This window comes from Photobacterium proteolyticum, assembly GCF_001939735.1.
GTDB classification, from domain to species: domain Bacteria; phylum Pseudomonadota; class Gammaproteobacteria; order Enterobacterales; family Vibrionaceae; genus Photobacterium; species Photobacterium proteolyticum.
Genome location: NZ_MJIL01000044.1, coordinates 1 through 21,827 on the forward strand (window position 1 = coordinate 1; position 21,827 = coordinate 21,827).

The following is a 21,827-nucleotide window of genomic DNA, read 5'->3' on the forward strand; positions in this document are numbered from 1 at the left end:
CGGAATCGGTGATCGGTTTAAACCGGAATGAGCGATCGGATAATCCCGGAATCAGGGGTCGCAATACTCCGGAATATGCACCATAAATGCAATAAGCTCATCATATTGCTTGTCAGAGGTAATACCCTGTAGCCAAGGCATTACGTTTCTGTTTTCAATGGACAAGGCTTTCAGGGCTTCGATATTCATAGGTTATCCCTTTTTGTTTTCTCGATGTTAATCAGTGCCGTTCACCCCACCACACTAGGGGAACACCAAATAGAAATAATCCAGTCCACTGTAAGAGGCATATGGTTAAGGAAGAAACTGAATACTATCGCCTTGCGTGTCAGAGAGCTAAATCATCGCTTGTTGCTGCTTAACAATGATTACTAGTTGAGTGCTCTATGGGGTGACTGGTACGCTGGAACGACAAAGTCCCTCGGTAATTAAATAAATAGATAGTTGCCCAGATTACCGGTTGTTACAGCAGCCGTTTCTGAAAATTAGTAGCGTCGTCCTCACACTATTTTTATCGCTGCCTGCTTCGTAATTTTTAGTGATGCTTTGCCGGGTGCAAGACAAGGAACTGTAAATGGCTCGTTTATATTTCCCGCCCCTTTTGCTGGAAGCTTGTTGCCTTCATCATCTTTTGTAAACTTTGCGACACGACGAACAGCTATCTTTTTTCCAAAAATAGGAATACCAAGGTAACTGTTCCATCCTTTAAATATTGCTGACAAACGACAAAGTAATGAGTATGACGCAGCTTCTCCAATCAACGTTTGCAAATAGTTTCTCACTTGATATTCGATGTCTTCTTCACTTTTAATGCCAATCCCCGAAATTATTTTTGTTAAATAATATTCAGGTGTAACTGAAAACTCTTCGATTTCTGACACCTCGATTTGCTTTTTAATCAGGTAATGCGCAAAGGCGTATGTCGCTGGCGAGGCCTGTATCTCCTGCCGATATTTTTTAGCCAGACTTTCAACTAGCGCTACAGAGTGAAGAATTTCTTGATTCTGTTTTACGTAGTCCACTGTCTCCATCTGTTGGTATTTATTACCCTGTGTACCACGAAAATGATATTTATTGGCTGTGTTATCAAAGCATTGGGCTAGTAGCGCTGCCTGGGCTAGTATGCGTGCATTTACCTGCACACCGGACATTTCAAGCACTTCCGCTCGAGAACGTGTGTTTCCAACATCAATATGTGCGAAGCTAAGTTGATCGGAGACTCCCCATATAATTACTGCAATAAATCCGTATTGGGATTGAGATGCAGCCTCTAATCTTGTGTGACCATCCATAATTTCGCCATCGAATCCAATAATTATTGGCTCGCCAGTGAGGCACCACTTTCGCTCGTTCATATCATTAGTAAAACGCTTAACCGTGGTTGCCTTTATACGCCGATTTTTTAGTCCTTCATTGATAGCTCCGCGTCTTGAGAATCGAAGCATATCTCGTGCGACAGTTGGGGTTATGTGAACTACTTCGTGACGTATAGGTAAATCAATTGCCTTGAGCTGCGGATAATACTTGGCTTTTGATTTGAAGATCTCACTCATTGTTTCTACGGAGAGTTTTCTCGTTGAATTGTCCATCAACTCTTCTGAGCTAGCTATGTAGGTTTCTGGCAAGGCAGCGTATTCTTCAAGAAACACTTGTACAAGAGAGTCTTCATGCAGGTTTGGGGCGTTTTTCATACTGCTTATTCTTTAGCTTACTATGAGGCGAGCAATTATTGATCGGACGCAGCGTCCGATCAAGTCTGGAAAGAGAAAAAATGCGAGAATATGCGAAAATAAAATTAACTTTACGTGGTATCAGTGGAGAAAGTTTCAATCACAGGTCTTAGCCCAGATGTTGGTGATTTGTTGGACCAAAGTTTAGTCACACATCTTACGGCTATTGAGCTTCCGAGTTACTTTGATTTGGCATCGGCTCCTTATGTTTCTGAGATGGAAGCAACATTTAAAGCTATTCATAACAGAGCAAATTCATCAAGGATTACAAGGATATGCGACATCATTACACGGGGTTTGCTTGGAAAAGACAAAATCCCTGTGTTGTCTCTTACTTTCGTTGTTGGGGAGAAGCCAACCGTAGAGAAGAAAAGTAACGGTATAATCAAGTTATCGTATTACGCAAGTAACACGCTCATCGTTGATGGGGTTCTAAGTCTTTTTGCAATTATGACACTCCTTGGTTTTGAGCATCCTTTTGAAAAGAAAAGAAAACTTTCTAAGCAGTCGATCGTCGACAACAGTGAAATAAGACAACTGCTATCGAAACTTCCAATCCAATTAACATTGCTTTTCAATTCAACTAGCGGGATCAACCGCTGCGATATGATTTCTTACTACAGTATATATAATCAAAAGAACGAGCAATTACACGCACCGCTACCCGGAACCTTAGTTACCGAAGATCCAATAAAGCAATATGTTAAAGAGATTACCAATGCTATCAATCTGGATGAGTATGGCGGAATGGTTTCGTCGGTTAGGCTGGCTAAATCTGATTTAGCCATCACGACAGAGTCAACTATGATTCGTGTGATCCTTGGTGCTATAGCGGGAGCCAGTGCCCAAGACAAAAACCGGATAAGTGATTTCAATTCCGGGAAAGCCCCTTTTACCGATGAAGCAAAAGCTAACGCTAAGAACCTAGTTATCTTATTTTTTTCTGAGTGGTTATATCGCATGAAAAAGCAATTTGATAACGACAGGGATGGGCTTCATTATTCTCCGTCTGTTTGGCTAGCACTCAGTCTGGTTATCCATGAGATTATATACACGGGTGGTAGCAAGAATGATGTGATGACCGCAGCTCAAAAGCTTTCTTGTTTAGACTATTCGAACAAAGCTGCTCATTGGGCTGAAAGTGGGGTTATGGAGCTTGATGTTACTGGAAGTTATTATATAAACGCTGCTGGCGGGGGAAGGCGTTTCCGGAAAGGGCTCGCCAAGTATTTTATTAAGCTAGTAAGAGAGCATGAGCAGAGCATATGATGGTTCGTTTTTTGAGTTAGTCTCGACCAAATCTCTGTTATTTGGATTAGTCTGGATGTAGAAAACCCAAGCATTGGACTTTCAACTACTTTAGTTACAGTTAAATATGAACACAAATAATATAATTTTTCCTCATGTTAGGCGGTTTAGGGACGGTGCTTGAAAATTCCAAGAAACGCGCAGAAAGCGTACTTTGGGCGAGAAGTTTCCACATGCATGGCCATGCAAAAACCACTTTCCGTTACAACTCAGATCGGGACAGAAACGTGTCAGTGAGGTTGCTAAATTAGTAATCTATGAATTACCTCAAGTATCGCAAAGAGATTGTTACTTGTGGCGAATATGACACCTCTCTAATATGACACCTCTCTAATGAGGTGGCCTGATTTACCAAACCACCATAGTTTGTTGCCAGAGGTAACAGAGGTACAAAACACCTCTGGTCATTATGGTCGCTCTGCTGCCTTTAGCCAGTCGTCTATACCTCTGACACCCAAAGCAAGTAACACATCTTGCAGGGCAACTACACGCTGCAGCATCTGGCCATCATCTAACTCCTCTTGCTCTTCAGCCTCAGCGAACAAGCGAGTTAAAAATTGTGTGAGGTGATGGTCCCGATCGTAAAGGTAACCATTAGAACTCCGGATATGAGCTAGATACAGTTCAGCAGCATTAAGAGTCAGCATCGGATCGTGCTGAGATTTTGCATTGAGCCACTCGCTAAAGCCCCACAACTCGCCTTTGTGTTGCTCTTCGCCTTCCTTTAATACAGAAAAATAGTGCTCTAGCAATTGGTGAGGAACAGAAAGCATTTGAGCTTTATCTCGGAATAGCCCTTCAATTTCCTTAGCAACTACTTTGGCTATGTGGTTTTGCGTTGAAAGTCCATGTTCTAGTCCTGTGAAGCATTGATCAGGATGTGCTTTAGCGTTCCCGGAATGAGTCCATACACCAGAAGCACCACGCCAGGCGCTAGCTGAGCCTAACGCCTTTAAGTCCGTCAGTAGATCGGAATAGGTGATATGGTTTGCCATCGCGCAGAGTGCTGAGAGTCGGCCCCATATCTCAAGGTCACTTTCTTCGCCTTCATGGCGTAAGCGCAGCAGATAGGGGGCGACAAGCTCATATTTGTGGTAATAGGCGTAATACAAGCAGCGTTCGGCCAGTTTCCAAAGCCCATGAGTGGAATTACTCATCGCCATCTCAAATAAGGCCCATCCCAGTTCGGGATAGCGACTTTGCAAGTACGGTAAACTGCGCAATATCACGGCACAGATAGCCTGGTGTTGATCCGATGCCCACTGTTTCAGCGCATCGGCTAGAGCTCCAGGCCATGGTATTCCAGTTTCCTCTAGCTGATTGGCTAGGATGACCATCGCTTCAGCAGCTCTACCACGCCTCATATTGATCCCCTTCGTGAGCCAATCAACAGAGTCGCCCGAAACGGAGCTATTTTCCTCCTGTAGCGACAAAAACGTGTTAGCAATGGAAATAACTCTATCTGAATCATTGCTGACAACATGTGCGCAACTCTCAATCGCGTTGGCAGTAGAACGTTTGTGCATCCAGCGCTGACTGTGGCGCTCTAGCTCGTCGAGAATTGCCCCAGCTAAATCCTGGCCCTCCGGAACTTCTAAAGGCGCCCAATTGCTGTCACTCGGACTTAAGTTGCCAAATCGGTGAGCTAGATGATTGGCGCAACCGTTCAAAATGTCATCCCGGAAGCGCTCCGACAATTCCTCCCAACGATTAGAAAGCAGCCATAAAAAGCGAATTGGTTGATAAGAGGCCGCGATAGACAATTGATGACCGACCTCACTCTCCCCACCAATAAGATGCTCATCCAAGCAGTGTCTGTTGTATCCGTGATAGTGGCTTAGCAATCGCATGACAGCTTTGTTGTCGGCGTCGAGAAAGACCTGATAGGAAAATGGCGCACACACTGTACCTCCCCATGATGTAATCTCGGCTTTACGTAGTAATGGCCAGCACGCTTTTTCGTGCTCCCTCAGGATGGATAGTATCGCAGTAGTACGCATATGACATGGAACAGCCAAGCTCATTTCAGCTTGTTCCTGTATCATCCATTGTCGACGTTCTGGGTTGTCGGCATCCTCCTGACGGATCGATAGGATGTTTGAGACAACTGCATTCTGCACACTTGGTGCTAGATGAATATATGCAGTCTGGATTAGCGTCCCTAGCTCATAGGCTATAGCAGAACTGTATAATTTCGGTTCGCTTAGTATACGGCCTATCATCTCTAGGTTGTTTTCTGGAGCGGTTGTACAGGCAAGTAGACCAAAGTAGCACAGCGCCCCTTCGTTGCTGAGACATATACGCTCTTGGTTGGCCCTCCACCAGGCAGAACCCTCTTTACTGTGCTGTAAAATAGATGCCTCAACAGCGTCCATCAACGACCGTATGCTATCGATATGCCGAAAGTCTCGCTCTGAATGCGAATCTTCATAGGACGTTTTGTCTAAAAATCCATGCCGAAACACATTTGTTGGAGTGCGGTATCTAGCCGACTCAAGAGTGCTCCAGCGCTCAATATCTGAAACCACCAACTCGAGTAGCTTAGTAGAGTCCTTGAGCTGTTTTGGCAAAAAGCTGTCGTCGTTGCCAAACTCATGCGGGCGGCAGCGCAACTTATCTTCCCAGTTATACCTGTTCAAGTCCTGGTCTTGGATATCACCGGCGATATAGCCCCAAAGCTTAGAGGCACACAGACCTCCATATTGAATGCCATAGGCCAATGCATTGCCGACAAAACTGTGATCAGAAACCGGCATCTCAAGTATCTTTTCAATCAACGCAGAGCATTGAGTAACTCGACCTTTTGGAAATCGAGTAACTTCATGAGCTAGAGAATGTAGGAGCTGGCTTCTCTCATTGAAATCCTGTGACAGAATGTCTAGCCAAAACGCTAGCACACCTGAAGTATCTTCGATTTTCCATCGTGATACTTGATAAGCATGCTGCACTATGCCAGTAGAATCTTGAGCCAGCTTGAGGTAGGGGACTAGGTGCCTCATCCAGAAGTGATGCCACTCAATGCTGTTAGCACGGCTGTAGATCGCTTGGAAAACATCCTTGTTCTGATTGCGTAGTTCGCGGAGCATAGACCAGTCATCATCATGTGGTGGCCTTTCTGCATAGGTTTCTGCTACAAGTCTGCTGATATGGAAAGCGTGATTACCAATCAAGACGGTCCGTATTTGCTTCCTAAACTCTCGCCGATCACCATTAGCTATCTGTTCCACAAAATTGCGAATGGTGGGGCGGACGAAAGGGACTGGGGGTAACTGCTGAATAAAGGCATTGAGTGTTACTCCATCGCGTTTTGCACCACTGATTACTAATACATCTAGCAGTGTTTGGTGGCCGAACTCTAGCTGTTTGTCTTGTCTTTCATGCAGAATATTGCAGCTGAGCAGAGTACGCACAGTCTGATCACTGACATCTAGTCGCTGAGGAGGAAGTGAAAGACTGCGTGATACCAACATTGCACAGGCAAACTTTTCCAAGGCCTCCAAGGCCGGTCTGCCTAGCAAGGGGTTACCTTCTACGATCGTGTTTAGGTAACGAGTAGATAGTGATTGGCTCGTAACGATGTTAAAGCTGCCACCTTGCTGTGCGAGCTCAACAAAGAGTGCCAGTTCGCGCGGATTGCAGAGCAGATCTTGGGTAACAGGCTCAATATTCGAGGTCTCGATACCGAGTCGATTGAGTAGAGGGATGATCTCTGTTTCCCAGCCTAAAGGTTGGCAGGAGATCTGCTCCTCCCATTGGCGTTGTGCAATACGCCGATCGTATCGACTGTCGAACTCACGGCAAGCAGTCACCACTGTGGCATTTGGGATCTTTGTTAGACGATCTATCTGGGCAAGGAAGTAGCTGAGAACGGTGTGCTCACGGGCTATAGATAAGACATCCAGCGAGTCGATCAGTACTACGACATGGGTTTCGTCAGCCAAGCGCGCAGCTTCTTCAACCCAGTGTTCATCGAGCCCCTGTGCTCGCCGCTCTTGCGCTGTGGGGAGGTCAACAAACTCTCTGGCTTGAATGAATAACGGTTGCAGATCTGTATTTTCTTGTGCGTAACGTTCTAACTCTTCTTGTACTGATAGCATCACGCAGGTTTTTCCCGAGCCGGGCTGCCCAGTCAGCAATATCGATCGTCTCTTTTCTTTGATGGCTTCGATTACAGAGTGAACTGTATGGCTAGGGAGACGTTCTGGACCGATCTCTCTGCACCAGGAACGGCCGATTGATGAAATACTTTCAAAAGATGAGCGGATCCGCTGTATTTCTATAGGTGGAACGAAAAGAGAGCCAGACTTGAGGAGCAGCTCTTTTATGTCATCTTTGGTTAGTCGATGCTGCGCTGCGACAGTCAATCCTTGTCCCTGAGCACGCATGCCAAGTTGATCCAATCGCCTCCACAGTGCGTCGAAGGCCACATCGTGCTGGCTTACCAGAACTCGTAAGCGTTCCTTCAGTAACTCTTGCATTCGCTCTAATTCGGGACTGACCTCAAACACAATACACTGAAGGACATGATAAGTTGTTAGGTGTGCTCCTTGCTTTTGAAGCAAGGTGTGGAGTTTGTCGTCGGTAACTCGATGGGCCTTTGTCAGGAGTGCTTGGTAGCTATGAGCATCTGAGTAGTTGGCGCTGAACTCTTTCAGGGCTTTCAAGTCACCAAATGAATCTCGAGAATAAAAACGGACTTCGGCATTAGGCTCTTCAGCCAGCAAGTTGATCGCATTTTGCAGTTCATCTTCAAGGTCACTGAAAGACCAACTCTTGTGTAAGGATTGGTTTTTCTTACACTGGCAGCAAATCCGTTTACCGCTAGTTTTGCCAATCACAACGTCATCAACTGGAGTAGATACAGAATCAACCTCGATCCACTGGTAATCAGGGTCCGACAATACAGTTAAAGCTAAATCCATCGCAACCAATGTTTGATAACCGTCTCCTCGATTAGATTGAATGCCAGCCTTACTCATAGATGACTTCCTTTACCTTGCATAAAACTATATATATCAATGACATTAGTGAAGTATAACAAGACACTAAACTTCAATGTATTGATTTGAACAGTTAACCGACGTCGAATGATCTAATTTCAGTTGAGTCGTGAGTTAGCGGTAATACCGGATTGTCTGCCATATCATCATCCTTGTTCCCTAACCTGCCTTTTGCCAAATTCAGATAAGACAGCAGGTTATGAAACCAAGCACGCATCCTGGGGATTAGATAAATTTGGTCAAACTGAAGTTACAGAAAGTGTTTCGAACAACAGCTCTATGAAGCAATGGAGCAGAAGCATGTTGGATCAACCTGTCAACTCTAGTCAAATAGGTGCAATGAAACTGACAGGCTTTATTCATACTAACGATATAAAACTAGACCTAAACATTGATGACCTCTCATATTTTCAACCACCCTCTTCTTCTCATACTTGATAGTCGTTCAAATTTTTCAAACAAGCTGTTCGTTTTTTCCCCCTGTTTGCTTCGCACGTTGCTTTCTACACTACAGAAAAGAAAGAAATTTGGAGGCGACTATGGCAATCCGACGTATCAAACAAGTCATTCAATCTCACCCATCATCTGATGGCGATGGCGTAAAAATCCAGCGTGTACATGGATTTAATAACACCAGCTTTTCACCATTCTTAATGATCGATGAATTGAAATCGATTAGCCCTGATGACTACATTGGTGGATTTCCAGATCACCCGCATCGCGGCATAGAAACTCTCACGTATATGCTCAATGGCCATTTCCAACATAAAGACCATATGGGCAACGTAGGTGAATTACAGGATGGTGGCGCGCAATGGATGTCTGCAGGTAAAGGCGTCATCCACAGTGAAATGCCGATGATGACTGACGGCTTGCTACACGGCTTCCAAATCTGGATTAACTTGCCAGCTGCCAAGAAGATGCAGCCAGCTCAATACACTGACTTTCAGCCTGAGATGATCACTGAAAAGGCATTAGGCCAAAATAACCTAGTTCGGTTAATTTCAGGTGATCTCACCATTCAAGGCGATACAATCAAAGGGCCCTTGCAGCAAACTGGTGTTCCAACCACAATCGCAGACTGGCAAGCCACCAAAGGGGCGAAATTTACCAGTTGCCTAAATCCCGACTTCCAAGCGATGCTCTATGTCTACAAAGGTACAATTGAAGTGGAAGGACAAACCGTCAAAACCGGACAGTTGGCGTTACTCGATCACGGTGAGGGGCTAGCCATCACAAACACCGAAGACAGCGGTGTGCTGTTACTTTCGGGCATCCCAATCAATGAGCCTGTGGTGCATTACGGCCCGTTTGTAATGAATAGCATGGAAGAGATTGAGCAAGCCATACAAGACTACCAGCAAGGTCAATTGGTATAACAGACAACCATATTTTATAGAGATCAGGTGAATTAGCATTAACTCCTGATCTCTATAGGCATAGTCAACTCTAATCACTTTATGTCAAGTGAATGGTCATATTTGCTCATCGTAGGGCTAAATTTAGCACGGCAGCGTAAAACGTGATCAAGCACTATAATATGGACAATTTTTTTTGTAGCTCTTGAAAACACAGAGGCATCGAGACCCTTACCTATATGCTGCAAGGCCATTTCCAGCATAAGGATCATATGGGAAATATCGGTGAGCTTCGCGATAGTGGCGCACAATGGATGTCAGCCGGACGTGGTGTTATTCACAGTGAAATGCCTGTCATGACCGACGGCAATCTGCATGGCTTTCAAATATGGATTAACCTGCCGGCAACCAAGAAAATGCAACCGGCTCAGTATCATGACTTCCAGCCTGAAGTGATCACTGAAAAATCACTTGCTGAGAATAGTTTGGTTCGGGTTATCTCCGGTGATTTAACCATCAAGGGTGAAACACTAACCGGCCCGTTACAGAAAACCGGCGTACCAACAACCGTTGCTGACTGGCGAGCCGCCAAAGGTGAATTATTCAACAGTTGCCTCAACCCGGACTTTCAGGCCATGCTGTATGTTTACCAGGGCGCTATAGAAATTGAGGGAGTCACCGCTCAGGCTGGTCAACTGGCTATTCTAGAAAGCGGTGAAGGACTGTCGATCAAAGCTGCCGAGGATACAGGCGTCTTGCTACTTTCAGGCTTACCCATCGATGAACCTGTCGTTCACTATGGCCCTTTTGTAATGAATAGCATGGAAGAAATTGAGCAGGCAATATCCGATTATCAGCAAGGTAAGCTAGTCGGTTAAGTTAAAAGTGTAAGGAAAGCACCCCGCCGTGCTATTCCCTACACTTTACTTATTCACGATTGAGAGTTAGTAAAGAGACTCTTCGCCTTCAGGTCGCGTCTTGAAGCGGCGATGAAGCCACATATACTGTTCTGGCGCTTCCATTATTGAGCGTTCAATAGCTTTATTTACATAAGCCGCGGCCGCATCAGGATCATTATTCGGAAACGCTTCCAGTGGTGGGAAAACCTTCAACGTGTAGCGACCCGTATCTGTATTGCGAACCATCGCGAATGGTACAACGGCACAATCAGAGGCATCCACCAGCAAACTCGTACCTGTTGTGGTGCAAGCCTTTTCAACCGCAAATAGCGGCGCAAAAGTCGAACGGCGTCGACCATAATCATGATCGGGTGCATACCAAACGCGCTCACCATTTCGCAATGCACGCAGCATTCCTTTGACATCCCGGCGATCAACCATGTATTTGTTCGAGCGAATACGGCCGTTAAACTGGAAATAATCAAAACAAGGATTCGTATTTGGTCGATAGACACCTACGCCCGGAGTCTTCAAACCAAATGCCCGAGCGCCGAGTTCAAGATTCAGTGAGTGTACCGCGATCAATAGAGCACCCTTTCCCTGCTCTTCAAGTTGATGAAGGTACTCCAAACCTTCATACGTCACGTGACGCTCAACACGCAAATCAGGCCAAAACCAAGCCATGCCCGTCTCAAACATCGCCAAACCGGTATTGTCGATGTTCTTTTGCGTCAACGTCTCTCGCTCGTCAGCTGGCATATCCGGAAAACAAAGTTCAAGATTACGTTCAATCGTCTTTCGGCGTTTTTTAACTATCCCCATCGCCAGACGTCCAAGCCCCTGACCAAGGCGGAACTGGATAAAATACGGCAACCAGCTGATTAGATACATCACACCAATCATGGTCAACGTTAGCCAATAGCGAGGATGAAGAAATGCTATTTTAAATGCAGGCGCTGTTAAATTACTCATATCAGAAAAACATTCCCATGGTTATTATTATGGCTTCATCATGGTCAATAAAAGCAAGGGATTACTCCTATCGAACATCGTATTTTATTAATTAGTAACCAATCATGCAAGACTGTAACAAGACTTCTAGCTATCCATACAGGCTATATTAAGAAAACTATACTTAAATCCGATAGTTAGCCCTGTAAGTTTACAGCAATACGGAGAACAAATAATACCCAAGAGGAATGAGTGACATGTTTAACGAGGAAAGAAAAGCCCACATGAGCGGGCTTTTGGAAAGATAGGTGCGTTAGGCTTACTTAGGCAATAAGTCTCTCACTAGGACGATGATTTAGCATATAAGCAAGTCTCTCCTTCCGGGCGAGTCTTAAAGCGACGGTGAAGCCACATATATTGCTCGGGAGCTTCCATGATGGAACGCTCAACGGCTTTGTTGATGTACTCTGCCGCAGCCTGTTCATCTTTATGAGGAAAGGCTTCCAAAGGCTCATGAATTTTCAGGGTGTATTGGCCGGATTCTGTATTTCTGACAATTGTAAACGGCACTACGGCGCATTCAGATGCATCAGCCAATAAACTTGTTCCCGTTGTCGTACACGCTTTTTCAACGGCAAAAAGCGGAGCAAAGGTTGAACGACGACGACCATAGTCATGATCCGGGGCATACCATACGATTTTACCGGTACGCAAAGCATGAATCATCCCTTTTACATCTCTGCGATCTATCAAGGTACGGTTTGAGCGAGAGCGGCCTTGATACTGGAAATAATCAAAACAGGGATTGCTATTCGGTCGGTAAACCCCCATCCCCGCTTTAGTTATCCCAAACGCACGCGCCCCCAATTCCAGGTTCATCGAGTGAACCGCCATCATCAACATCCCCTTTCCTTGGCTTTCTAGCTTGTAGATATGCTCCATACCTTCAAGGGTTACATGGCGGCGAACACGCAGATCAGGCCAAAACCAGGCCATTCCGGTTTCAAACAGTGCCAGCCCGGCATTCTTGATATTCATTTCAACAAGATGATTACGTTCCTGTTCTGGCATGTCAGGAAAACAAAGCGAAAGGTTCTTCTCAATGGTCTGGCGACGTTTCGGCAAAACCCGCATAACTGCCTGCCCAATCCATTGCCCTAGGCGAAACTGGATAAAATATGGCAGCCAGCTAAGCAGGTACATGATCAATACCATCACTAATGTTGGCCAATAGCGAGGCAGGAGAAACTTATAACTAAAAGTTGGTGCTTCAGATTTGCTCATAGCGTTTATTGTTCGCAGTGCTAATTGTTGTTATGTACACACTGTAAAAACAATGGATACCCATGCTATAAAAAGCAAAGCATTTTATTACCTCTGCTTTACAAGTAATAGAGATATTTACTTTTCATAACAATTATTGACCTGATGTCACCTTTTCAGAAAAAATAAGGAAAGATGTAGCCATTTTTGACGATTTTTACACCAGTAAAATCTATTTAAGGTGCCTGTACAGCTCGAAACCAAAAAGGGTAACAAGTACCTTGTTACCCTTTGGCTATATCACGACAGAAGAGTTAAAATCCTTCAACGCCATGCATATCTGGCAACTTATGGGCGATACCTTTATGGCAGTCAATACAGGTTTTTTCTCCACTGGCCAAAGCTGTCGAGTGTTGATTAGACGCCCGCTGAGACTGGCGGGTAAAATCCATATAGACAAACTCATGACAGTTACGGCACTCCAGCGAGTCGTTTTTCTTCATCCTTGTCCACTCTCTGTCCGCCATTTCACGCCGCCTTTCGTTAAATTTATCTAGCGTCGAAATAGCGCCGGTAACCCAGGCATACACCTCTTTTGAAGCCTGCATCTTACGCGCCATCTTATCTGTCCAGTCATGGGGAACATGACAGTCAGAGCAAATAGCCCGCACACCGGTACGGTTGGTAAAGTGGATGGTGCCTTGAATTTCCTGATAGACATTATCTCTATGGCAGCTCACACAAAATGGCTCGCTGTTGGTAAATTCCATACCTGTATTAAAAGCCCCCCAGAAAATGATCCCGGCAATGAACCCGCCTAAAGTTAAAAAACCGAGGCTGAAATACTTCGATGGAGAACGAACCAGCTGCCACCATTTCTTTATCCAGTTCCACATGCTGGCTACCTCCTCACTGCTCTTGATCAATCAAGGTGTCAAGATCTGTGAAATCAGTACCGACCAGTTGCTTCGCATCGGTTTGTACCACATGACACTGCTGACAGAAGTACCTTCGCGGAGAAAGCTCTGCTAGGAAGTTACCATCACGATCCATATAGTGGGTCACACTGATCATGCGGGCCTGCGTTTCCTCTACCCGGCTCCGAGCATGGCAAGACATGCACTTATTCACATTCAGATCAACTTGGTAATTGTCAATCTTGTGCGGAATAACTGGCGGCTGCATCGGATAACTTCGCTTCGGAATAATGTCAGTATTGAGAGGATGGCTCATCACCGGAGGCTCGGGCTGGGTATCTAGCGCCGACATACGCAGTGTCGCCAACTCCTCATCAACAATTGCAGTAGCCGCAACCACTACCGCGGCAGAAAGTGACAAAGCGGCCGTTAGCAAAAGAAGTACGGAAATTAAACCCTTCATTATTCAGACTCCTATGCTTTCATTATTTTAATTGCGCACTTCTTGAAGTCAGTCTGCTTGGACAGCGGATCGGTTGCATCCAATGTCACCTTATTAATGAGCTGACTGGCATCAAACCAGGGTACAAACACCAAACCTTTCGGCGGCTTATTACGGCCCCGGGTTTCCACTCGTGTGATGATTTCTCCGCGACGGGAAACAACCTTGACCGCATCACCACGTCGTAATCCGCGGGACTTAGCATCCTCAGGATGCATAAAGACTTGGGCATTCGGATAAGACTTAAATAACTCTGGAACCCGTTGTGTCATAGAACCGGAGTGCCAATGCTCAAGCACCCGCCCGGTAACAAGCCAGAGATCATAGTCTTTATCCGGCGCTTCAGCCGCTGGCTCAAAAGGAAGTCCAAAGATGATCGCCTTACCGTCAGGCTTGCCGTAGAACTCAAAACCCGCGCCTTTTTTCACATATGGATCTGAGCCTTCACGATAGCGCCATAGGGTTTCCTTGCCGTCGACAACCGGCCAGCGTAACCCGCGAGACTGGTGATACATCTCAAACGGTGCCAGGTCATGGCCGTGGCCACGGCCGAACTCGGCATATTCCTCAAACAACCCTTTTTGCACATAGAAACCATATTCTGTCGCTTCATCATTAATCTGTCCTTCCGGCAGATCGGACAGCGGGAACTTGTTGACCTGGCCGTTGATGAACAACACATCAAATAGCGTTTTACCCTTGTAACTCGGGTTTGCATCCAGCAGTTCTTTCGGCCACACTTCCTCGGTTTTGAAGCGTTTTGAAAACTCCATCAACTGCCAAAGATCGGATTTTGACTCACCGGGTGCTTTAACCATCTGATACCAAAGCTGTGTTCGGCGCTCTGCGTTTCCGTACGCACCTTCTTTCTCGACCCACATCGCCGTAGGCAAGATCAGATCGGCAGCCTGAGCCGTCACCGTTGGATAAGCCTCGGAAACAACAATAAAGTTATCCGGGTTGCGATAACCTGGCAGGGTCTCCTCGTTGATATTGGCCGCAGCCTGGAGATTGTTATTTACCTGGATCCAATACGCATTAATCTTTCCGTCTCGTAACAGACGGTTTTGCAATACTGCATGGGCACCGACTTTAGCCGGGATAGTCCCGTCTGGTAGTTTCCAGATCTTTTCCGCTGTTTTACGATGTTCAGGGTTAGCACTACCAAGTCTGCAGGCAAACGGTGGGCGAAAGTCCCCACTTCACGAGCAGTACCACAAGCCGATGGCTGACCGGTTAATGAAAATGGACTATTACCGGGAGTGGAAATCTTCCCGGTCAGCAGGTGAATGTTGTAGACCAGATTATTACACCACACCCCGCGAGTATGCTGGTTGAAACCCATGGTCCAGAACGACACGACTTTGGTATCAGGGTTGGCATATAGCTCTGCCAGCTCAATAAGCTTGTCCGGTTTCACACCTGAAAGCTCACTGGCTTTTTCTACCGTGTATTCCGATACAAACTCTTTGAATTCGTCAAATGTCATTGGATCAGAGGCGCCGCTGTCCGGGTTCTTCGCTTTTTGTTGCAGTGGGTGCTCGGGGCGCAGTCCGTAACCGATATCTGTCGCCCCCCGGCGGAAGTTAACATGCTTGCTGACAAAGTCTTGGTTTACCTTGTTGTTGGTAATGATGTAGTTGGCAATAAAGTTAAGGATGGCAAGATCAGATTGAGGAGTAAAAACAATAGGGATATCTGCCAGCTCAAAACTACGATGCTCAAAAGTCGATAGAACCGATACTTTCACATGCGGGCTCGACAAACGTCGGTCAGTCACCCGGGTCCACAAAATGGGGTGCATCTCCGCCATATTAGAGCCCCAGAGAACAAAAGCGTCAGCCGCTTCGATATCGTCATAACACCCCATCGGCTCATCAATACCAAACGTCCTGATAAAGCCAACAACAGCAGACGCCATACAGTGCCTGGCATTCGGCTCAATATTGTTTGACCTAAAGCCCGCTTTCATCAGTTTCGAGGCGGCATAGCCTTCATAAACCGTCCATTGCCCCGAGCCAAACATACCGATCCCTTCCGGTCCTTTATCCTTCAGGGTACCCTTCCACTTTTCAGCCATAATATCAAAGGCCTGATCCCAACTCACCGGAGTGAACTCTCCGTTCTTGTCGTACTTGCCGCTTTTCATACGCAGCATTGGTTGAGTCAGGCGATCATCACCGTACATAATCTTAGAGAGGAAATAACCCTTCACACAATTCAGGCCACGGTTCACCGGTGACTTGATATCTCCATGGGTCGCAACAACTTTGTCATCCTTCACCCCAACGTTTACCGAGCACCCTGTTCCGCAAAAACGGCACGGTGCTTTTTGCCATTTCAACTGAGTCTTAGATGCATCCGTCACCACATTACTGGCCTTCACCGGGATCGTCATTCCAATCGCTGCCGCTGCGGATGCTGCTGCCTGCGCTTTAATAAACTTCCGTCGTGAACATTTCATTACGACCTCTCTGCATACTTCACTTACGGCCATCTCTACAACGCGGCCTGTTTTAACTGGTAATTAGCCTGTAAGTACCTGTAAAAACCACACCAAAAAGCCATAGCCACCAACAACGGCTACAGCAAGGATTGGAAACATGATTACGGTAATAAACAGGAAAGCTTTGAGCTCAGCTCGGCGTTGATTCTCATCTTGCATCCGCCTACTCCAAGACTATTTCGATATGTTAACTCTAGTCAGCTTCTGAGAAATTGATAACTCTGATAGCAGCAGGAGGCGTTACAAAAATGGGAAGAAAAACAGACATCGTATCGGAAACTATTGAAGAGGCTACTGAAGTCCAGAGATACAGCCAGTCGCTGGCTGTTGCCGGCCCCCCTTTAGTGTTACTCTCGAAGATGAGGACAAAATAAAAAGGATTTATGTAACGTCTATGGCTACCAGCAAAACGAAAAGCAGTTTTTATCGCCGCCTGTATCTTGCTCACCTGATTGACAGCGGCATCTCGACAGTGCCCGGCATTCTCGAATACACCGGCATGCCTAGGCGAACAGCCCAGGACACAATTAAAAGCCTTGCTGACTTGGATATCATCTGTACCTTCGTCCAAACCAAGGGTGAGCGTAACCGCAGTGGCCACTATAAGATTACTGATTGGGGAGCGATTAACAAACAGTGGATTATTGATAATCTGACAGAGATAAAACTGGTCCTCGACTACCCCTGAGACATGATCCCTCTAATTTACCTTGCTCTACCCATCACGTAACACGTCACCAAGTGTGTTTACCCTCTTTACGTGTCTGTTGTGGGAAAGCATAATCCCGGATCTATTGTTACTCTGCACAAACGGAATTTTCCTTGGAACTACTATCAATTGATTTTCTTGGCCGCCCATTGCGACTGGAAGGGTCGATGGCGGGCTGGCAGCAGCTTTTTTGGAATAACACTCTGGTATCCCAAATCAATGCCGATGCTGATCATACCAACCAGCATATCCACCAGTTCGAACTGAGTAACGGCGAAGAAGTGATTCAATGCCGTGTCGAGGTGTCATTGAGCTGGCAGCCTTTCTTGATTGAATATCGCCTGTGTGCCAACGAACAACTCATTGCCGACGGTTCAAGAAACACCAAAGATATAGAGCAACAGACGCCGGTAGCCCCACCGTCTCCCGAACGAAAGTTTAGCTTAATCGGCTTGGCATCTCTGGGCATGAAGCTGCTGAAAAGTGCCAAGGTAATCAAAGGAATATTAGCTGCGGCCAGTCTAGCGGCCTACTCCTGGCTATTTTCCGTCCAGTTTGCCCTCGCTCTGGTTGCCTGTTTGGTCTTTCACGAGTATGGCCACATCAGAGCAATGAAATACTTTGGTATGAAAACCAAAGGTATTTACCTGATACCTTTTCTTGGCGGCCTGGCTCTGAGTGACGAAAAGATAAATACGCGGTGGCAGGATGTGGTGATTTCGATCATGGGCCCGTTCTTTGGCCTTATTATGTCTCTCATCTGCACTCTGGCCTACTGGGCAACCGGCGAGATGTTCTTTGCCGGTCTGGCTGTATTCAATGCCTTGCTCAACCTGTTTAACCTGCTGCCAATCTTGCCTCTTGATGGCGGACATGTTCTAAAGAGCATCAGCTTTTCAATGAACAGCATAGTCGGCATCAGCTTATGTGCCTTGGCTGCGGTAGGCGGTGTCATGCTGAGTTACTCGCTCGGGCTAGCACTGTTTGGCTTTCTGCTCATCATGGGCTCTATCGAGATTCTGATCGAATGGAAATATCGCCACAATAGTCACCTTCTCCCGCTTGATCGCTATGGGCAAATCGTTTCCTTCGTGTGGTATGTCGGGTTGGTCGGTGCATTGGTTGCAATAATCTGGTATTTCGCAGGCACAGGCAATGCCATGCTGGGGCTGCCACTGAAAGTGTTAGGATCTTAGATTGGAATACTCCTCCCTCTTTTCAAGGGGGAGGCTGGGAGGGGGTTAACATAACGACCCCACCCTAGCCCTCCCCTTCATAAGAGGAGGGAACAAGAACCTACTTCTTTTTCTCCATCATTGCTTTTAGATCAGCAAATGGATTAAACGTCGCCGCTTCGTGATCATCTTCACCCGCTTTGATCACACTGCCAGTCTGCTGATCATGCTCGGTATATTTTTCATGCTCGTGATCATGGCAAAACAGACACAGCAACTCCCAGTTACTGCCGTCTTCCGGGTTATTGGTATGATCATGATCGACATGGTGTACCGTCAGTTCACGAAGGTTTGAGTAAACAAACTCTCTGGTACAACGACCGCAAACCCAGGGATAAAGCTTCAGCGCTTTTTCACGGTAACCTTGTTCTTTGCGGGCATAAGCGGCACTAGTGCCGTAATAATCTGATGACATAATTCAGCCTGATGGTTCGTTAAAGCAATTATCTAAATCTACCGCAAGTGTACCCAAAATACATCGCAATAACCGGACAAAACACACATTGTAATGATTTTCCACTGGCTCTGGTTACCAATACGCACCGCTTCCGGCGCATAATTACGCAAAACTCCCCCATGAAGCCAGCCTCGGCTCAATCTGATTGAACAAAATTAGCCAAAGGATCTGCAGAATACTGACAAAGTCGTGAAAAATAGACTAAAAATGAAAGGAAGCAATCAAAGATTTCATGAATATTAATATGGGCGTTGTAGAATAACATCTTGATAGACATACAATGACAGAGTTATGTCAAACCCTTGATTGGTTGCAAATTAATCTAAGGCATCAATTCTTGCATAATTTGAAGTAAAAAAAGGTCCACCCTAGATGTAATGCAGGATGAGTATGTTAGTATTCAGCCCAAATTGTTCATAGTGAATCGATTTTTCACTGTAAAGAGAAGACGGATATGGCTTTTGATTTTTCTAAAATGACTGTGGATTTATCGGCAATGCCGACAACAATTGATATGGGACACGCTTGGTTAGGCGGTCTGGTATTAGTGTTACTGGTTTTATATATCGCCAAAAAAGGCAAACCAGTTGAAGTCGAGAAAGTTGTCGAGAAAGAAGTCGAAGTAGAGAAAATCGTTGAGGTTGAAAAACCTGTAGAGAAGATCGTAGAAGTTGAAAAGATCGTTGAGAAAATTGTTGAAGTTGAGCCGAAGCTAAAAACAGCGACTCCGGATGCAGCCCTTCAGCTACTTTCTTTGCTTCAGCAAGAAGCCCGTTTTATTGATTTCATGCAGGAAGACCTGAAAGGTTTTGCCGATGCAGAAATCGGCGCTGCCGCTCGTGTTATTCACGAAGGTGGCCAGAAAGTCCTAAACGAATACTTCAGCTTTGCACCTGTTCGTTCTGAAGACGAAGAGACACGCATTACCCTGCCACAAGGCTTCAATGCCTCAGAAGTGCGCCTAACAGGTAATGTTATTGGCGAAGCACCTTTCACCGGAACCCTTATCCATCGCGGCTGGAAAGTGACCGACGTTAAATTGCCTAAGCTGGCAGACGGTCATGATGCAAGTATTGTAGCCGCCGCTGAGGTAGAACTGTAATGCAAGATACACAAGAACATCGTTTTAGCGTTGGTATCGACTTAGGTACCACTCACTGCGTACTGTCTTATGTCGATCTGCAAGATGAAGAAGCAAAAGTCAACGTCATGCCGATCGCCCAACTTACCACACCGGGTAATGTTGAAGAAAAAGATCAGCTGCCATCATTTATGTATCAGGCTCACGAGTCTGAACTCGCAGAAGGCGATACCGCCCTGCCATGGAATGCGCAGCCGAAAGCAATTGTCGGTGCAATGGCACGAACGCTTGGCAGCAAAACGCCAATCCGCCTTATCGCCAGTGCTAAGAGCTGGCTATGCCACGGTGGTATAAACCGTCGTGATGCTTTCCTGCCGCTAAACAGCCCTGAAGAAGTTGCAAAGGCATCCCCTATCGATGCCACTCGTAACTATCTTGAACATCTGGCAGAAGCCTGGAACAACCAGCACCCTGACACGCCACTGTTTGATCAGGATGTCACCATCACGGTACCGGCCTCTTTCGACCCTGCAGCACGCGAACTGACAGCAGAAGCGGCACGTAGCGTCGGCTTCAAGCACATGACCCTGCTAGAGGAGCCACAGGCAGCCGTATACAGCTGGCTGAAGAACAACGATGACACCTGGCGCGACCAAGTGTCTGTCGGTGATGTGATTCTGGTGGTTGATATCGGTGGTGGTACCACAGACCTTTCACTTGTTGCGGTAACCGAAGAAGAAGGTAACCTGACATTGAACCGAGTCGCGGTTGGTGACCACATCCTACTGGGTGGTGACAACATGGATTTGGCGCTGGCTTATCGCTTGAAGATGAAGCTGGCTCAGGAAGGCAAACAGCTTCAGCCATGGCAGATCCAGGCGATTACTCATGCTTGCCGTGATGCCAAAGAAGCCCTGCTAAGCGATACAGAATTGCAAGCGGTGCCTATTGTTGTCCCAAGCCGCGGCTCCAAGCTTCTGGGCGGCACGCTGCAAACCGAACTGACACAAGAAGAAGTCCAGCAGACACTGGTAGAGGGCTTCTTCCCTCAGAACAGCATTGAAGAGCACCCTGTTGAAATGCAGCGCGGCGCCCTAACTCAGATGGGCCTGCCATACGCACAAGATGCAGCCGTATCGCGTCATGTTGCCGGCTTCCTGAGTCGCCAGTCTTCAGCAGTTGACGAACTGTTTGAGAAATACGATCAGCTACACGAAGACTTTATTCGCCCAACGGCTATTCTGTTTAACGGCGGTGTACTGAAGTCTGAACTGCTATCTCAGCGTCTGCTGTCTATCATTAACAGCTGGCTAGCGGCGGGTGGCAGCAACGAAGCTAAACTGCTTGAAGGTTTGGATCTCGATCTGGCTGTTGCAAGCGGTGCCTCTTACTACGGTTCAGTACGAAAAGGTAAAGGCGTTCGAATCCGTGGTGGTATTGCAAGCAGCTACTATGTGGGTATCGAAAGTTCTATGCCGGCAATCCCAGGTATGGAGCCGCCTCTTGAAGCACTGTGTGTCGCACCATTCGGTATGGAAGAAGGTACACACGCTGACGTTCCTAGCCGCGAATTTGGCCTGGTCATTGGTCAGCCGGTACAATTCAAGTTCTTTGGTTCCACAGTGCGCCGTGAAGACCCAGCCGGTACCCATCTTGACTGGTGGCAACCGGAAGAACTGGAAGAACTGCCTGCCATTCAGGTAACACTACCTGTTTCAGACGGTCGTACTGCAGGTGAGGTTGTGCCTGTACGTCTTGCGTCCCGTGTTACCGAACTTGGCACACTATGCCTTGAAGCCATCCCTACCGATGGCGGCCAGAAATGGCAGGTCGAATTCGACGTTCGCGAAAAGTAATCCCTACCCTGTTACGGCGCATCCTAGATGCGCCGTAATTTTAACGGAGTAACCA

At 46.6% G+C, this 21,827-nt stretch carries 15 protein-coding genes and 2 pseudogenes; 7 read left to right on the plus strand and 10 right to left on the minus strand.

From position 1 onward, the window contains the following. Window positions 1-51: 51 nt before the first annotated feature. Together BIT28_RS29470 and BIT28_RS02420 are read right to left on the minus strand one after the other, a co-directional pair. Window positions 52-189, minus strand: a complete 138-nt coding sequence (locus BIT28_RS29470) for a hypothetical protein (RefSeq protein ID WP_175577481.1) — start codon at window positions 187-189, stop codon at window positions 52-54. 311 nt (window positions 190-500) lie between these two features. Next, on the minus strand, window positions 501-1,691 hold the full coding sequence (locus tag BIT28_RS02420; RefSeq protein WP_075762053.1) for a ParB N-terminal domain-containing protein: 1,191 nt from the start codon (window positions 1,689-1,691) through the stop codon (window positions 501-503). A 123-nt stretch (window positions 1,692-1,814) separates the two neighbouring features. Between BIT28_RS02420 and BIT28_RS02425 the strand changes: the two genes are divergently transcribed. Then, window positions 1,815-2,999: a hypothetical protein gene (locus tag BIT28_RS02425; RefSeq protein ID WP_083651703.1), complete on the plus strand. Its 1,185-nt coding sequence runs from the start codon at window positions 1,815-1,817 to the stop codon at window positions 2,997-2,999. 446 nt (window positions 3,000-3,445) lie between these two features. On the opposite strand, the gene BIT28_RS02430 is transcribed toward BIT28_RS02425, so the two are convergent. Next, complete coding sequence (locus BIT28_RS02430; RefSeq protein WP_075762054.1) at window positions 3,446-8,017, minus strand: AAA family ATPase; 4,572 nt, start codon at window positions 8,015-8,017, stop codon at window positions 3,446-3,448. A gap of 560 nt (window positions 8,018-8,577) precedes the next feature. Between BIT28_RS02430 and BIT28_RS02435 the strand changes: the two genes are divergently transcribed. Both BIT28_RS02435 and BIT28_RS02440 read left to right on the plus strand, forming a co-directional pair. Beyond that, complete coding sequence (locus tag BIT28_RS02435) at window positions 8,578-9,417, plus strand: pirin family protein (protein ID WP_075762055.1); 840 nt, start codon at window positions 8,578-8,580, stop codon at window positions 9,415-9,417. Window positions 9,418-9,608: 191 nt separating this feature from the next. Beyond that, window positions 9,609-10,274, plus strand: a pseudogene (locus BIT28_RS02440) (pirin family protein); the annotation flags it as partial. 66 nt (window positions 10,275-10,340) lie between these two features. Here the strand turns inward: BIT28_RS02440 and lpxL (BIT28_RS02445) are convergent. The 6 genes and pseudogenes from lpxL (BIT28_RS02445) to BIT28_RS02470 all read right to left on the minus strand — a co-directional run bounded on the left by lpxL (BIT28_RS02445) (window position 10,341) and on the right by BIT28_RS02470 (window position 16,593). Further along, complete coding sequence (gene lpxL / locus BIT28_RS02445) at window positions 10,341-11,267, minus strand: LpxL/LpxP family Kdo(2)-lipid IV(A) lauroyl/palmitoleoyl acyltransferase (RefSeq protein ID WP_075762056.1); 927 nt, start codon at window positions 11,265-11,267, stop codon at window positions 10,341-10,343. A 321-nt stretch (window positions 11,268-11,588) separates the two neighbouring features. Continuing rightward, entirely contained in the window at window positions 11,589-12,530 is a 942-nt protein-coding gene (lpxL, locus tag BIT28_RS02450) for an LpxL/LpxP family Kdo(2)-lipid IV(A) lauroyl/palmitoleoyl acyltransferase (RefSeq protein ID WP_075762057.1), read from the minus strand. 293 nt (window positions 12,531-12,823) lie between these two features. Beyond that, window positions 12,824-13,405, minus strand: coding sequence for a NapC/NirT family cytochrome c (locus BIT28_RS02455; RefSeq protein ID WP_075762058.1), 582 nt, complete (start codon window positions 13,403-13,405; stop codon window positions 12,824-12,826). Window positions 13,406-13,418: 13 nt separating this feature from the next. Next, window positions 13,419-13,889, minus strand: a complete 471-nt coding sequence (locus BIT28_RS02460) for a nitrate reductase cytochrome c-type subunit (RefSeq protein WP_075762059.1) — start codon at window positions 13,887-13,889, stop codon at window positions 13,419-13,421. A gap of 11 nt (window positions 13,890-13,900) precedes the next feature. Then, window positions 13,901-16,392: pseudogene (napA, locus tag BIT28_RS02465) on the minus strand (nitrate reductase catalytic subunit NapA). A gap of 63 nt (window positions 16,393-16,455) precedes the next feature. Then, entirely contained in the window at window positions 16,456-16,593 is a 138-nt protein-coding gene (locus BIT28_RS02470) for a periplasmic nitrate reductase, NapE protein (protein ID WP_075762060.1), read from the minus strand. Window positions 16,594-16,828: 235 nt separating this feature from the next. On the opposite strand from BIT28_RS02470, the gene BIT28_RS02475 reads away from it, so the two are divergent. Both BIT28_RS02475 and BIT28_RS02480 read left to right on the plus strand, forming a co-directional pair. Continuing rightward, entirely contained in the window at window positions 16,829-17,122 is a 294-nt protein-coding gene (locus BIT28_RS02475) for a winged helix-turn-helix domain-containing protein (protein WP_075762061.1), read from the plus strand. A 134-nt stretch (window positions 17,123-17,256) separates the two neighbouring features. Further along, window positions 17,257-18,339, plus strand: a complete 1,083-nt coding sequence (locus BIT28_RS02480; protein WP_075762062.1) for a site-2 protease family protein — start codon at window positions 17,257-17,259, stop codon at window positions 18,337-18,339. A 100-nt stretch (window positions 18,340-18,439) separates the two neighbouring features. Here BIT28_RS02480 and BIT28_RS02485 read toward each other — a convergent pair whose 3' ends face one another. Then, window positions 18,440-18,793: a YajD family HNH nuclease gene (locus BIT28_RS02485; RefSeq protein WP_075762063.1), complete on the minus strand. Its 354-nt coding sequence runs from the start codon at window positions 18,791-18,793 to the stop codon at window positions 18,440-18,442. A 517-nt stretch (window positions 18,794-19,310) separates the two neighbouring features. On the opposite strand from BIT28_RS02485, the gene BIT28_RS02490 reads away from it, so the two are divergent. Continuing rightward, window positions 19,311-19,937, plus strand: coding sequence for a DUF2760 domain-containing protein (locus BIT28_RS02490; protein WP_075762114.1), 627 nt, complete (start codon window positions 19,311-19,313; stop codon window positions 19,935-19,937). Then, a complete protein-coding gene (locus BIT28_RS02495; RefSeq protein ID WP_075762064.1) occupies window positions 19,937-21,772 on the plus strand; it encodes an Hsp70 family protein in 1,836 nt (611 codons plus the stop codon). The genes BIT28_RS02490 and BIT28_RS02495 overlap by 1 nt, the downstream gene beginning before the upstream one ends. Window positions 21,773-21,827: the final 55 nt, after the last annotated feature.